Origin of the sequence: Streptomyces nidicola, from assembly GCF_050106155.1 — a bacterium.
Lineage (GTDB): Bacteria > Actinomycetota > Actinomycetes > Streptomycetales > Streptomycetaceae > Streptomyces.
Window position 1 is genome coordinate 2,279,246 of the sequence record NZ_JBNBPI010000001.1, and the last position, 14,599, is coordinate 2,293,844.

Annotated in this window: 12 protein-coding genes; 4 read left to right on the forward strand and 8 right to left on the reverse strand. The window is 72.3% G+C overall.

What is annotated here, in order from left to right; translation table 11 throughout:
* The first annotated feature begins 2 nt into the window (after positions 1-2).
* From ACOKM3_RS10505 to ACOKM3_RS10515, 3 genes are all read left to right on the forward strand, one after another.
* Positions 3-695: a GntR family transcriptional regulator gene (locus ACOKM3_RS10505; protein WP_403720195.1), complete on the forward strand. Its 693-nt coding sequence runs from the start codon at positions 3-5 to the stop codon at positions 693-695.
* 140 nt (positions 696-835) lie between these two features.
* Entirely contained in the window at positions 836-2,116 is a 1,281-nt protein-coding gene (locus tag ACOKM3_RS10510; RefSeq protein ID WP_426899199.1) for an amidohydrolase family protein, read from the forward strand.
* Positions 2,117-2,195: 79 nt separating this feature from the next.
* Entirely contained in the window at positions 2,196-3,503 is a 1,308-nt protein-coding gene (locus tag ACOKM3_RS10515; RefSeq protein ID WP_426899201.1) for an amidohydrolase, read from the forward strand.
* A 61-nt stretch (positions 3,504-3,564) separates the two neighbouring features.
* On the opposite strand, the gene ACOKM3_RS10520 is transcribed toward ACOKM3_RS10515, so the two are convergent.
* Complete coding sequence (locus ACOKM3_RS10520; RefSeq protein WP_426899203.1) at positions 3,565-5,544, reverse strand: DUF5107 domain-containing protein; 1,980 nt, start codon at positions 5,542-5,544, stop codon at positions 3,565-3,567.
* Positions 5,545-5,810: 266 nt separating this feature from the next.
* Here ACOKM3_RS10520 and ACOKM3_RS10525 point away from each other — a divergent pair, with 266 nt between their 5' ends.
* Positions 5,811-6,152, forward strand: a complete 342-nt coding sequence (locus ACOKM3_RS10525; RefSeq protein WP_426899205.1) for a DUF6204 family protein — start codon at positions 5,811-5,813, stop codon at positions 6,150-6,152.
* A gap of 9 nt (positions 6,153-6,161) precedes the next feature.
* Here ACOKM3_RS10525 and ACOKM3_RS10530 read toward each other — a convergent pair whose 3' ends face one another.
* The 7 genes from ACOKM3_RS10530 to ACOKM3_RS10560 form a co-directional block, all read right to left on the reverse strand.
* A complete protein-coding gene (locus tag ACOKM3_RS10530) occupies positions 6,162-6,716 on the reverse strand; it encodes a GNAT family N-acetyltransferase (RefSeq protein ID WP_426899207.1) in 555 nt (184 codons plus the stop codon).
* 90 nt (positions 6,717-6,806) lie between these two features.
* The gene (locus ACOKM3_RS10535; RefSeq protein ID WP_426899209.1) at positions 6,807-7,049 is read right to left on the reverse strand and encodes a LapA family protein; all 243 of its coding nucleotides are present in this window, start codon (positions 7,047-7,049) and stop codon (positions 6,807-6,809) included.
* Between the two features lie 110 nt (positions 7,050-7,159).
* Positions 7,160-8,950, reverse strand: a complete 1,791-nt coding sequence (locus tag ACOKM3_RS10540) for a CocE/NonD family hydrolase (RefSeq protein WP_426899211.1) — start codon at positions 8,948-8,950, stop codon at positions 7,160-7,162.
* A 337-nt stretch (positions 8,951-9,287) separates the two neighbouring features.
* Complete coding sequence (locus ACOKM3_RS10545) at positions 9,288-10,208, reverse strand: S66 peptidase family protein (protein WP_426899213.1); 921 nt, start codon at positions 10,206-10,208, stop codon at positions 9,288-9,290.
* A complete protein-coding gene (locus tag ACOKM3_RS10550; protein ID WP_426899214.1) occupies positions 10,205-12,247 on the reverse strand; it encodes a prolyl oligopeptidase family serine peptidase in 2,043 nt (680 codons plus the stop codon). The genes ACOKM3_RS10545 and ACOKM3_RS10550 overlap by 4 nt, the downstream gene beginning before the upstream one ends.
* A 108-nt stretch (positions 12,248-12,355) precedes the next feature.
* Positions 12,356-13,702 (reverse strand): M20/M25/M40 family metallo-hydrolase, encoded by a 1,347-nt coding sequence (locus tag ACOKM3_RS10555; protein ID WP_426899216.1) that lies wholly within the window; start codon positions 13,700-13,702, stop codon positions 12,356-12,358.
* The gene (locus tag ACOKM3_RS10560; protein WP_426899217.1) at positions 13,695-14,528 is read right to left on the reverse strand and encodes a M55 family metallopeptidase; all 834 of its coding nucleotides are present in this window, start codon (positions 14,526-14,528) and stop codon (positions 13,695-13,697) included. Before ACOKM3_RS10560 ends, ACOKM3_RS10555 begins: the two co-directional genes overlap by 8 nt.
* Positions 14,529-14,599 lie beyond the last annotated feature (71 nt).

A 14,599-nucleotide genomic window follows, 5' to 3' on the forward strand; every position in this document is an offset into this window, starting at 1 on the left:
ACGTGGCGGGCAGCACGGCGGGATCGGACGAGGGGCGTACGTCCCTGAGCGCACAGGCGCGGGAGGCGGTGCGGCAGCGCATCGTGGACCGCCGCTACCCGATGGGCGCGCGGCTCGTGGAGCGGGAGGTCGCCGAGGAGCTGCGGATGTCGCGGGTCCCGGTGCGGGAGGCGCTGCGCGCGCTCGTCGCCGAGGGCCTACTGGAACTGCTGCCGCGCAGTGGCGTGCGGGTGCGCCGCCTGGAGCGGACCGACGTGCGTCATCTGTACGAGGTGTGGGAGCCGCTCGCCGTACAGGCCTCGCGGCTCGCGGCCCGGGCGCTCACGGCACAGGACCCGCCTTCCCTGGAGCCGCTGCGCGCCTGCCTCGACCGGGCCGAGCGGGCGGCCGCGGCCGACGAGGGCACGCGCGAGGTGGCCGCGCACACCGAGTTCCACGAGGAGATCGTGGCGCTCGGCGGAAACCCGCTGCTCGCCCGCACGATGGAGCAGCTGAGCTGGCAGCTGCAACTGCTGTTCGGGCTGCGCGAGGAGCCCGCGCACATGCGGGCGCAGCACGCGGACATCTTCCGGCACATCGCGGCGGGCGACGAGGAGCTGGCGGCGGCGAGCTCGCTGCTGCACGTGCGGGACAGCCGGGCGGTCGCGTTGAGGTCGTTGTTCGGCGACACCACTTTGTATACCGAGGGCGAGTAAGCCCTCGGGGCGCTCCAGATTCCGTGCTGCACAAACAGGGAATTAAGCCACATAGATAGAGGCGGCCTTGTCGTGTGCTCGACGCTGGTATACAAAAAGGCGGGCCAGCTCATCCTCGTAGACCCCCGCCAGGAGCCCCCATGTGCGTCGAGCCCGCCGAGCCGCCGTCCAGCCGACTGACCCGCCGCGGCGTCCTCGCGGCGTCCGCCGTACTCGCGGGCACCGCGACCGCCCTCGGCTCCGGCGCGGCCACGGCAACCGCCGCAGCACGCCGCCCGGCCGCCGCGCCCCGCGCCGGTGACCTGGTCGTCGACGGCGGCACCCTGCTCGACCCGGCCACCGGCGAGGTCACCGAGGACGCGGTCGTCGTGATCCGCGACGGCGTGGTGCGCGCGGCCGGCGCCCGTGGCCGCGTCGACGTGCCCAAGGACGTGCCGCGGCTCGCCGCGCACGGCCGCTGGGTGCTGCCCGGACTCGTCGACGCGCACATCCACCTCAACACCGCGACCGAGGCCCTCGACGCGGTCCGCAAGGGCGCCACGAGCGCGCGCAGCGGCTCCACGAACTTCTACCAGGACATCGCCGTACGGGAGTTGGCCCGCCAGGCCCCCGAACTGGCGCCCCGCCTCAAGGCCGCAGGCATCTTCGTCACACCCGACCTCGGCGACACGGTCCTCGGCGACCCGGACCTCACCCCGCTGGCCCGCCTCAAGGAAGGCGTGCGGTCCGCCGAGGCGCTGCGCCGCGTCGTCGAGGTGAACCTCAAGCGCGGCGCCGACGTCATCAAGACGCGGGTCAACGAGCGTGCGGGCCTTGCCGAGCAGGACCCGCTGGAGCAGGTCTACTCGCGCGAGCAGCTGTCCGAGATCGTCGCGGCGGCCAAGCGCGGCGGCAAGGGCGTGCTCTGCCACAGCTACAGCGAGAAGGGCTGCCACGACGCGGTGGTCGCGGGCATCCACTCCCTGGAGCACGGCGCGTTCGTCAGTGAGCGCACGCTGGCCGAGATGCGCCGCCGCGGCACGTTCTTCACCCCGACCCTCGGCGCCATCGCGGGCATGATCGGCTCCGACGACCCGGTCCTGGACGAGCGCGGCCGCACCTATCTGCCGCTGCTCAAGAAGGCGGCGCTGGCCGCGCACGAGATGGGTGTGCCGCTGGCCGCGGGCACGGACTCCTCCGGCGGCACCGTCGACCCGATCGGCGGCGAGGTCGAGCTGATGCGCTCGGCGGGGCTGAGCGCGCTCGACGCGATCCGTACGGCCACCACCGGCGCGGCGAAGCTGCTCGGCCTCGAGGGCACGGTGGGCCGCCTCGCGCGCGGCAGCGCGGGTGACGTGCTGCTGGTCGACGGCGACCCGCTGGCGGATGTGTCGGTGCTCAAGAGGCCGGTGGGCGTGGTGCGTTCGGGCATCGCGGTCTGATCGGCGTACGCGGTCACCTGCTCAGTCACGTACCTGGTCACCTTCCCCTCGCATTCCCCCTCGAACGAAGGAGAACGGCATGACTCCTCCCCTGTCCCGGCGCGGTGTCCTCGCGGGTGCGGCATCGATCGGCGGTGCGGCCCTTGGGGCTACGGCGTCTCAGGCGCAGGCGCAGGCCTCGGAGGCCTCGGAGGCCGCCCGCCGCCCCGCCCGGGCCATGGTGTTCCGTGACGTCCGGCCCTTCGGCGCCCGGGAGTCCGTGGATCTGACCGTGGTCGACGGGAAGTTCACGGACGGGCCCGCCCCCGCCCACGCGAAGATCGTCGACGGTGGCGGCCGGATCGCCCTGCCGTCCCTGGTGGACGCGCACATCCACCCCGACAAGACAACCTGGGGCAGCGACTGGATCTCGCGCAGGCCGGCGGACGGCATCGCCGACTACTGCGAGCAGGACGTCGAGGTGTTCCGTACGCAGAAACGCCCGGTCGGCGAGCGGGCGTACGGCCTGATGTCACACGCCGTGACCCGCGGCACCCGCGCGATGCGGGCGCACGCGGACGTGGCGCCGGCCTACGGCCTTGCCGGGGTCGAGGGCATCGCGCAGGCACGGGACCGGCTCGCGGACGCGCTCGACGTGCAGATCGTGGCGTTCCCGCAGCACGGCGTGGTGCGCACGCCGGGCACCGCGGAGCTGTTGCGGACGGCGGCGCGGGACGGGCTCGTCGACATGGTCGGCGGCATCGACCCGATCAGCTTCGACAACGCCATGGACGAGCAGCTCGACCTGGTCTTCGACCTCGCGGACCGCTATGGAGTCGGCGTCGACATCCATCTCCACGACCGCGACGAGAAGGGCACGAAGGTGCTGCGCGGCATCATCGAGCGCACGAGGTCGCTGTCGCTGCGGGGCAAGGTGACAGTGAGCCACGTCTTCTGCCTGCCGCTCCTGAAGGATGCCGAACTGGCCGCGATGGCCGGGGACTTGTCCGACCTGGACATCGCCCTGACCACGGTCGCGCCGAGTGCGGAGCTGGTGCTGCCCATCGCCAAGCTGAAGGAGCACGGGGTGCGGGTCGGGCTCGGGTCCGACGGGGTGCGTGACTCTTGGAGCCCGTTCGGCAACGCGGACATGTTGCACCGGGCGCACCTCCTGGGTTGGGTCACCGATGTACGCCTCGATGACGAGCTGGCCGCGTGCTTCACGGCGGGGGCGCATGGCGGTGCGGACGTCATGGGGCTGCCCCGGGTCGAGTTCAAGCCGGGGGATCCGGCGGACTTTGTGCTGGTGCGCGGGGAGTGCGTGCCGCAGGTGGTGGTGGACATGCCGCAGCGGGACGTGGTCGTTCACGGGGGCCACGTGGTGGCGCGCAACGGGGAGTTGGTGTAGCCACGTCGTGGCGCGGTGGGGCACCGTACCCACCGCGCCACGGGGCTCTGCCGCCCACCGATTACGACGGCGTCGAATCCGGCCGCATGCGGAACTCGTAGCGCCGCGGCAACGGCTCCCCCGGCGGAGCCACCGCCGCCCATACCTCGCCGAGCGTCTCCGCCCCCTCCCGGAGGTCCGCCACCTCGAAACCTTCGTCGAAGACGGCACGGGCCGCAGCCAACTCACCCTCCGCACACAGGAGTTGTGCCTCGATCAAGCGGAAGCGCCCCCGCTCCCGCGTAGCCGGATGCAGCCGGTCCCACACACCCCGGGCCACCCCGACCCGCCCCACCGCGAGCAACGCCCCGATCGCCTCCCGCCCAAGGGCCCCGCACGCCGCGAGCCACGGCTCCCCTTCGTCACGCCGCTCCGCGCACAGGTCGTCGAAGGCCTCGGCGTAGCGATCCGCGGCGCGCTCCACGTTGCCGTCCGCCGCGTCGGCCACGGCGAGGCAGCGCAGGAACGGCCATTGCGAGGGCGCCAGTTCGAGCCCACGCTCCCAACTGCGTACGGCCTGCGCCCGATCGCCCGCGTGCCACTGCGCGATCCCCAGGTGGTACTCGGACTGCGGCCGGGCCGGCGCCGTCTCCAGCATGTCCCGCCAGTGCGGGGCGACCAGGGTGGGCCCGGGCGGCCCGACCCGCCGCTGCTCGGGGAAGGCCCCCGACTCCAGCAGCTCGCGCCACGGCGCCTGCGCCTCACCGAGCGTCGACTCGTCGAACGGCGTCCCCGTCAACTTCCAGCCCGCACGCAGCACTTCGAGCGCACCCCATCCGGAGCCGACCGCGAGCCGCTCCCCCGGCTCCGTGTCCGCGCAGGCCCGCCACGCCTCGTACGCGGCGTCGACGTCGGCACGCGGAAGCGCGTCCTCGAGGCGCCGCTCCACCTCGCCGACCGCGCGAGCCCAACTCCCCTTCGCGTGCACGGAATCAGCGTCCGCCGACAGCGGCCCGTACGCCTCCAGCCAGCTGAACTCCCCCTCCGGCTCCAGACGTACGTGTTCCAACTGCGTACGCGGGAGCCCGGCCTGGATCTCCGAGTAGCCACCCGTGCCGGGCTCGGTCAGCCACTCCTGCCAGCGCCGTCCGCCCGCCCCCGCGCCCCACACGAACAGCTTCCGGCCGCGCAGCAGATCGGTCGACGTCTGCACCAGGCCCCGCCCGGCGTCGTCGAGCGCGGCGATCCAGCGGCGCCGCCCGTCCTCGACCTCGTAGAAGTAGTCGGCGGGGAACTCGCTGTTGAGCGGGTACGTGCGGTCCACTCCCCCGTGCTCCGGCACAGACACCCGGCTCAGCGTCCGCTCGTACGCGAAGTACCAGGCCTCGTCGGCCGGCGCGAGCACCCGGTGCTCCTCGGGCACCGCGATGTTGGACCACCAGTAGGTGGGCGCGGGCTTCTCGTGCGGATTGCGGACGCGTACCCCTACGTACAGGAAGTCGGAGCCGTCGGGCAGCCACAGGTCGACCTGGAACGGGAGGTCGCGCAGCCGTTCCCACTCCCACAGGCGCAGCATGTCGCCGCCGTCGGGGGCAGGCACGCGCGCGGCGTGCAGCGGGGCGCAGGACAGGGCGGTGTGGCCGGTCGCGCCGATGTTCCACTCGATGCCGCCGGAGAACCACGCGCCGTTGAGCGCGAAGTCGGCGGGCTGGAACACCGGGTTGCGGTAAAGGAGTTCGCGTTCGGTCGGCTTGTGGAACAGGGACGCGATGCGGCCGCCGAGGCCCGGCAGCACCGTCACCCGCAGCCGGTCGTTCTCGATGACGATCGTGTCGAGGTCGACCGGCTCCCGTTCGCGGCCGTACCCGTCGCGGATCCGCTCGGGCAGCACGCTGCGCAGCGGCCGGTAGCCGACCTGCCGGGCCATGTCGAGCGGCATGTCCTCCTTGGCGCGCTCGTCGACCTCGTGCATCTCGTCGAGTGGCCGCAACGGCGGCAGCGGATTGTCCGGGCCCAGGTGCACGCCCGGCAGGGTCACTACCGCACGGCGGATCTCGGTCACGTGTGCCTCCCGTCGCCAGGGGACGCGGCCCGCCCCGATGACCATCGAACAGGGTCCCGCGGGAGCTGACCAGGGTGTCCTCCGGTCAGGATTGCGCAAAGCCGGGAAGCCGGATCGACAAGGGGGCCACGTCGGGCGGCGCCGCGATATTCCGTGGGCGTCCCGTCCCCCTCGACGTACGCTGACCCTTTCCTGCCTTCGCCGCGACAGGCAGGCAGGCCAACAGGCCGGCAGGCAGCACGTACGCCCGAGGAGAACGCACCACCATGGCCGACAGCCACACCTACCGAGTCATCGTCCGCGCCGCCTTCGAGGACCTCACCGACGCGGCGCGGGAGCGGCTGCTCGCCGAGGTCGCCGAGCACGAGGGCATCGCCGGCATGAAGTTCGGCCCCGAGGGCTCGCTCGCGTACGACCGCACGCTCAAGCACTTCTCCATGCGCTACGTCGTCGAGTCCGACCCGGACGACGGCGAGGAGATGGCGGCGGCGCTCGCCGAGGAGAAGGCGGAGGCGTACCTGAAGGAGCGCGGCTGCGGGCACGGGGCGCTGCGCTCGACCGTGACCGACATGGACACCATGAAGGTCAACCGGAAGTCGCGGCGCTGACCCCCGTATCTAGGCCCGTTTCGTCATCTCGGCCGTGAGCGCCCAGCGTTCGTGGTCGCGCCAGGCGCCGTCGATGAAGAGGAAGTCGGGCGAGAGCCCCTCGAGGCGGAAACCGGCCCGGCGGGCCAGCGCGATCGACGCCGTGTTGCCGGGCTGCACATTGATCTCCAGACGGTGCAGCCCGAGCGGGCCGAACGCCTGCCGGACGACGAGGTCGAGCCCCTCGGACATCAGGCCGCGCCCGGCCGCGTGCGCGAAGGCGCCATAGCCGAGGGCGCCGCAGCGGAAGGCGCCGAGCACCATGTTGTTGATGTTGATGAACCCGGCGAGGGCACCGCTCTCGTCGCCGTCCCGCTCGTACACCAGGAATCCGTGCCGGGTCGGGTCCTCGATGAGGCGCCCCGCGTACTCCGCGTAGGCCGTGGCGCCGGTCGGCGGGAACAGCCAGGGCCGGTGCAGGTCGACGCTCTCGCGCGCGCGGGCCGTGAACTCGGCGACGTCTGATGCGTCGAGGGAGTAGGGACGGATGCCCACGCGGGCGCCCGAAGCGCGGAGGTCTGCCATCGGGCCAGCTTAAGAAGCGGTCGACCGGCCCCGACGCCGGGGTCGGCGATCACACCACACTGGACAACCTGCTCAACCTGCTTAATCTGCTTAATTGCGTCTGCGCGACACGAAGTAGCCCCCGCAGATCGCGCCGATGGCCGCCGTGATCAGCAGCGCCAGGTACAGCGGCACGGTGACCTCGGGGATCAGCAGCCGGATCTTCACGTGCCGGGTGTTCTCGAAGATGAAGACCAGGCCGAGGACCGCCAGGACGAGCACGCCGATCCTGGCCGGGGTGAACGCGCCGGCACCGCCGCTCTTCGAGGAGCTCGAACCGCCCTTGGGGCTCATCGGTGGACCCTTCCGTCGTTCCCCCGGAGGCCGGTGACCGCCTCCCCTGCCAAGGATGTCCGGGGAGGCGGCGCGAACGCACAGGTCAGGGGCCCGTACGGGTGACGGCGCTACGGTACGACCGGCAGCTGCACCGTCCCCGTGTCGTCCGGGGAACTGGTGACGGTGACCGGCTTGACCCCCTTGTTGCCGCCGTACGCGTCGTCGCTCGCGGCGATCACGAACCGGATCCGGTGGCCCTTCTCGTAGCGGTGCACGATGCCGGGCAGGGAGACCGTGAAGGGACGGGTGACGTCGGGCACGCGGACCGGGGCGACGAGCCGGTGCACCAGCGTCTTCGAGCCGTCGGGCGCCACGTCGTACAGCTTCGCGAAGAGCACCAGCTTGTCGGCGGCGTCGCCGGAGTTCTGCACGCGCTCCGTCTTCGGCGAGATCACCTTGAGCGTCGCCTTCGGGGCGCCGACGACATCGGTGGCGGCGGTCAGCGGTTCGGTGGTCCAGTCGAGGTGGGTGCCCTTCGTGTCGTACGGGGCGGGGTCGGACAGGCCGATGAGGCCGGCGAGCGAGGATTCGGAGTGGCTGGTCGGGACGAGCCAGTTGCGGTACTCGCGGCTGCCGCGGGCCACCTTCTTCCGGTTGTCGACGAGCTTTCCGTCGCCGGACAGGTACAGCGTGCGGTTCAGGGCGGGGACGCTCGGCGCGGTCGCGTACGTCCCGTTCGGGTCGGTGATCCAGTCGCGGTAGTAGGCGAACGCGGGGCCGGTGTCGGTGCCGTCCTTCTTGTGCAGATACCGGTCGAACCAGGAGAGCACCCGCCGCCCTACGTAGCTGGTCTCCAAGTTCCCCTCGGAGAGGTTGAGTTCACCGGCGGCCGGGTCGGTGAGGCCGCCGCTGTGACCCCAGGACTGCCAGATCATCTTGGCGGGGGTGCCCTGGGCGGTGAGTGCGTCGTAGGTCTTGTGCGCCTCGTTCAGATTGAACAGGGTGTCCGCCTGCCCCTGCACGAGCAGCGTCGGCGCCTTCACCTGCTTCAGATACGACTCCGGGGACACGCTGCGGGCATAGGAGAGGAGCCGCTGGGTCTCGGCGGACGGGTAGCGGCCGGAGTTGAGGGTGCGGATCGTGGCGCAGGCGTCGTCGACGAAGTGCAGGCAGCTGAGCTTGTTGATCCGGGAGGGGTCGAGGGACGGGGAGAGCAGCGGCTGGCCCTCGCCGATGAGGTAGAACCCGTTCGTCCACTGCCATTTGAAGGCGCCGGGCACGTCGGCGGCCGCGGGGCCCTGCGCGTTCTGCGGGTCGAGGGAGTACGCGAGGTCGTTCCAGGTGATCAGTGGGACGAGCGCGTCGACGCGGTGGTCGACGGCTGCCGTGGCCATTTGGATGGCGCCGCCGTACGAGCCGCCGATCATGCCGACACGCGGGTCGCCCTTCTTGTCGGCGGTCACGTAGTCGATCTTCGTGCCGTCGTCGGCGGCGCGGGTGCCGGCGAGGAGGTCGATGAGGGCGGAGGCGGCCTTGCCGTCGATGCGGGGGTCGTCGAGCGAGACGAGGCAGCCGGACTTGCCGAAGCCGAGGCCGGAGTAGGCGAGCGAGACGTAGCCGCGCTGGGCGAAGGCCTTGGCGCTCGCGTCGGTGGAACCGTCCGCCTTGCTGCCGCCGAAGCCGTTCGTGGTGAGCACGGCGGGGGCGGGGTGCGCGGCGTCGACGCCGGCGGGGCGGTAGAGGTCGGCGTCGACGGTGCAGGTGCGGCCGCCTGCGTCGACGGTGAGCTTCAGGGGTGTGACCGTGACCTCGGGAGCGGGGGCCGCGGGGGCCGCGGGGGCGGCGGTGGCGGGTGTGGCCAGGGTGACTGCGGCGATGACGGACAGGGCGGCGGCGAGCGTGATGCGGGATCTGAGCACGGCGACCTCCACGGTGCGGGTGCCTTACCGGCGGGTAACGGTAAGCGCGGAGCCATCGTGTGGCACGTGTCATCAAGGAGCAATGACCGTGCCGGGTGAATCTCCGCGTTTGGACGGAGATTCCGTGAACTGGGTGATCGCCGTGAGGTGGGTTACGGCCTCGGGGCTCCGCCCCGGACCCCGCTGCTCAAACGCCGCAGGGGCTTGATTTGCCCACCCGCCGCCTGGGCACATCGGGTGGCCGCCACCGCCTTGGGCAATCTGCCGCCTTGGGCGGCAGGGTGGGCAAGGCGGCACCCCGGTGCCGCGCAACAGGTCCGAGGGCCCCAGCCGCGGGTCAGGTCAGCGCGGGCACGTCCAGCGTCAAGGTCCCGGCATCGGCGTCCAGTTCACCCGAAACCCCCAGCGGCAGCGTCAACGCCCCGTCGCAGTGGCCGAAGCCGAATTCCTCCGCCACCGGCACCCCGAGCCCGCCCAACCGGTCCGCGAGCAGCGCGCGCAGCGGGTCGCAGTCCGCCCAGGACCCGAGCAGGATCCCGGTCACGCCGTCCAGCAGCCCCCCGCGCAGGAGTTGCGTCAGGTAGCGGTCGATCCGGTACGCCTCCTCCCCCACGTCCTCCAGACACAGCAGCCCACCCCGCGCCGAGGCCCTCGCACCCGCCGTACCGAGATCCGCCGCGAGCAGCGACAGACAGCCGCCCAGGGTGACACCCCTCGCCGTACCGGGCACGAGGACACCGCGGCCCTCACCGGCGGAGACCACCCGCACCGTCTCGGGCTCGAACAGCGTCGCCCGCAGATGTTCCTGGGCCCGCGCGTTCTTGAGGAAGTCGGCCGTGGCGACCATCGGCCCGTGCAACGTACTCACACCGAGCCGCACCGCGAACGCCTCGTGCAGCGCGGTGATGTCGCTGTAGCCGACGAACACCTTGGGCGGCGCCGCCCGCATCGCTTCCCAGTCGAGGAGGTCGACCATCCGCTGCGCACCGTAGCCGCCGCGGGCGCAGAGGACGGCGTCCACGTCCGGGTCGCACCAGGCCCGCTGGAGGTCGGCCGCACGATCGGCGTCCGTGCCGGCGAGGTAGTCGAACTCCTCGTGGGTGTCCAGGACATGAGGCGCCACGACCGGCTCCAGGTCCCAGCCGCGCAGGATGTCGAGGCCTGCCTGGAGCGCCTCCTCGGGGACCGGCCCGCTGGGCGCGACGACGGCGACCCGCGCGCCCGGAGCCAGCCGCCCTGGGCGGCGCAGTGGCCTCACTTGGTCAGCTCAAGGGTGGGTACGCCGATCGCGTGGAGCCCGAACGCCTGGGCGTACAGGGAGAGTTCCGACTCCAGGGCGCGGATCATCGTGTCCGCCCGGCGGAACCCGTGTCCCTCGCCCTCGAAGGCGATGTACGCGTGCGGCACCCGCCGCCCCTCGCTCTCCACCCGCTCCAGGAACCGCTCGCACTGGACGGGCGGGCAGATCACGTCGTCGAGGCCCTGGAGGAGCAGGAACGGGGCCGAGAGGCGGTCGGCGTGCTCGGCCGGTGAGCGCTCCGCGTACCGCGCGGGCACCTCGGCGAGCGGGCCGACGAGCGACTCCAGGTACTGGGACTCGAAGTCGTGGGTCTCCCCCTCGGCCCAGCCGGTGAGGTCGAGGATGGGGTAGATGATCGTGCCGCAGGCGTAGACGTCCGTGCTGGTCAGGGATGCCGCGCTGGTCCAGCCTCCGGCGCTGCCGCCGCGGATGGCGAGCCGGTCGCGGTCGGCGGTGCCCTCCTCGGCGAGGGCGAGCGCGACGGCCGCGCAGTCCTCGACGTCGACGACGCCCCACTGCTCGCGCAGCCGGTTGCGGTACTCCCGCCCGTATCCGGTGGACCCGCCGTAGTTGACCTCCGCGACGCCGATGCCGCGCGAGGTGAAGTAGGCGATCTCCAGGTCGAGTACGAGGGGTGCGTGGCTGGTGGGGCCGCCGTGTGCCCACACGACGTACGGCGGGAGCTCGTCGTCGGGGGCCACGTGGGTGGGGCTGTGCGGCGGGTAGATGTGGGCGTGGACGTCCCGCCCGTCGGGGCCGCTGAAGGTGCGGATCTGCGGTTCCGGGTAGTACGCGGGGTCGACCGGGTCGTCGTGCGCAGCGCCGATCACGCGCGTGTGCCCGGTGCCGGTGTCGAGCTCGACGACCTCGGGCGCGGTGCGCGGGCTCGCGGCGACGCCGACGACGCGGCTGCCGTGCACGGCGAGCGTGGCCGACCAGGCCGTCCAGGGCCCGGCGGTGTCGACGACCTCGCCGGTCTCCGGGTCGAGGATGCCGAGCGCGGTGGCGCCCACGCCGTGCACGACGGCGATCAGGCCGGCCTCGAGCGGCTTGAACCAGCTCAGGCCGAGCTTCCACATCGGCCCGCCGAACTCCTCGTCACGGGCGCACAGCGGCCGTTCCCTGGTGAGCAGACCCGGCAGGGCTCCGGGGTCCTGCGGCCCGCCCGGCGCGGGCGCCGACTGTACGTCGAGCCGGTACAGGTTCCACCAGCCGCTGCGGTCGCCGGCGAACAGCAGCCCGCCGTCGAGTGCCCACTCGACCTGGCAGACGGACTCCTCGGCGCCGCCCGCCACGGTCCGCGCCGGGCCGAAGGAGCCGTCGTCGGCCACCTCCGCGAGCAAGAGTTCCGTGCCGTCCCACGGCATCCGCGGGTGGTCCCAGGCGATCCACGCGGCGCGCCGCCCGTCGGGCGAGAGCCGGGCGGTCGTGACGAACCGGTGCGCGTCGTCGGTGAGTTCGCGCACAGCGGCCCGGTCCTCGGCCGCCGAACCGTCGAGCGGCACGGCCGCGACCAGGCGGCGCAGGTCGCCGGGGCCCTCGCCGGTGAACTCCTCCAGAACGCACCACACTTCGCCGCGCTCGACGTGCAGCTGCGGGTCGACCCAGCGCAGGCCGCCGCCGATGTCCGAGACGGGGGTGAGCGGGCGCGGCCCGGCGCCGGGGGCATCGGGTTCGTACGCGTACAGGCGCTGGTCGGCGAAGTTCACGAAGACCACGAGGGGGCCGCCCGCGGGGCGCTCGGCCCCGGTCCAGGGGCGGCCGCCGTACTCGATGACGCGGCTGCGCACGTTCCACGGCGCGGGCAGCACGGACCGCTCCGTGCCGTCGTCGAGGCGGCGCACCAGGGCGCGGCGGCCCGCCTCGGTGGGCCGGGGTTCGGTCCACCAGGCCTCGGCGCCGACGAAGCCGACGTACTCGGGCTGCCCGTCGTGCGCCGCCGCCAGTGCGGCGTCGATCGGCGACGGCCAGGATCCGTACTCTCGGGTGTGCAGCATGTCGTCCCCGCCCCGCATTTGTCCGGTGGCCCCCATGTTCTTCGCGTCCGCCATCTTTTCCTAGTCCGTGTTCCTGCGGGTGTTTCTACTGATACGTGTGCGGGCGGCTCAGGCCGTGCGCAGGAATCTGTCGAGCACGCGTACCCCGAAGTGCAGCGCCTCCACCGGAACCCGCTCGTCCACGCCGTGGAACAGCGCCTGGTAGTCGAAGCCCTCGGGCAGCTTGAGCGGCGCGAAGCCGTAGCCGGTGATGCCGAGCCGGGAGAACTGCTTGGCGTCCGTGCCGCCCGACATGCAGTACGGGACGACGTGGCCCTCCGGCGCGAACTCCTCGACGGCCGCCCGCATCTTGGCGTAGGCCGGCGAGTCGACCGGCGCCTGCAGCGCGACCTCGCGGTGGTGGTACTCCCAGTCGACGTCGGGCCCGGTGAGCCGGTCGAGGGTGGCCTTGAACTCGTCCTCGCCGCCCGGCAGATAGCGCCCGTCGACGTGCGCCGTGGCCTCCCCCGGAATCACGTTGATCTTGTAACCGGCGGACAGCATCGTCGGGTTGGCGCTGTTGCGCACCGTCGGCTCGACCAGGGCGGCGGCCGGGCCGAGCGCCGCGAGCAGCGCGTCCACGTCGAAGTCCGGCGCGTCCACGTCGGCCCGGATGCCGTACAGCGCGGCCATCTCGGTGAGCGCGGCACGCACCGTCGGCGTGAGCCGCACCGGCCACTCGTGCTCGTCGATCCGGGCGACCGCGGCGGCGAGCCGGCCCACCGCGTTGGCCTTGTTGACCTTGGAGCCGTGGCCCGCCTTGCCGCGCGCGGTGAGCTTCAGCCAGCCGGTGCCGCGCTCCCCCGCCGCGATCGGGTACAGCTGTCTGCCGCTGCCGTCGTGGAAGGTGAAGGCGCCGGACTCGCTGATGCCTTCCGTGCAACCCTCGAAGAGGTCGGGGTGCTGGTCGGCGAGGAAGCCCGAACCGTCCTCGGCGCTGGCCTCCTCGTCGGCGGTGAAGGCGATGACGATGTCGCGCCGCGGCCGGAACCCGACGCGGGCCCACTGGCGTACGGTCGCCAGGATCATCGCGTCCATGTTCTTCATGTCGACCGCGCCGCGGCCCCACACGACGCCGTCGCGCACCTCGCCGGAGAACGGGTCCACGCTCCAGTCGGCCGCCTCGGCGGGCACGACGTCCAGGTGGCCGTGGACGAGCAGGGCGTCGGCCGTGGGGTCGGTGCCCTCGATGCGGGCGACGACATTGCCGCGGCCGGCGGTGCGCTCCAGGATCGTCGGCTTCAGGCCCGCCTCGGACAGCTTCTCGGCCGCGTACTCGGCGGCGGGCCGCTCCTGGCAGTCGCCCCCGCCGCGGTTCGTGGTGTCGATGCGGATCAGCTCGGAGGTGAACGCGACGACCTCGTCCAGCGCCTGCTGGTCCACGCCGCCCAGGGACCCCACCATCTGCTCAGCCATATTGTTCCTCCACCGCGGCCGAGGCGATCGTGGTGACCGCCTTGAAGGTGCGGATGCCCTCGTACATGGTCTCGTGGGTGTACGCGATCCTGCGCTCGCCGATCTGCTGGACGCCCGGCACGACGGTCGAGGCCATGGCGAGGTGCTCGGCGTCGAACTCCACCTGGATCGTGAACGGGCCCGCCTGCACCGGCTCGTGGCGCACCGCTATCGACACGGCGTCCTTGGCGGCGGCCCGGATGTCGGCGGCGGTCCGCGCGGGGGTGCGGCACACGGCCGCGTACCGGGACACGTGGTCCTTGACGGCGACCTTGCGGGCCTCGGGCGCGTACCCGAGCGCGTCGTCGCACGCGTGGTCGTCGCCGGTGACGAGGACGACGGGCACCCCGTACTCGGCCACCACATGCGCGTTCAGCAGGCCTTCGCTCGCCCGGGCGTCGTTGACCCAGACGCCCGTGATCTGGTTCGCCAGGTAGGTGTGCGCGAGCACACCCTCCATGCCGGCGCCCGCGTGGTAGCCGATGAACGCGATGGCGTCGACGTCGCCGTGCTGGACGCCCTCCACCATGGACAGCGACTTGTGCCGCCCGGTGAGCATCTCCACCCGCTCGTCGAGCTGTTCGAGCAGCAGATTGCGCATCGTCCAGTGCGCCTCGTTGATCAGCACCTCGTCGGCGCCGCCGTCGAAGAAGCCGAGCGCCGCCGCGTTCACATCCGACGTGAACATGGAACGGCAGCGCTCCCACTGCGGTGTGCCGGGGAGGACGTCCGCGGGCCACGTGACGCCCGTGGCACCCTCCATGTCGGCGCTGATGAGGATCTTCATGGCCAGAACCGTACGCGGATCCGGCCAGGACGCACCAGACCTGTGGATAACTCCCAGTGGTGTATACCAAT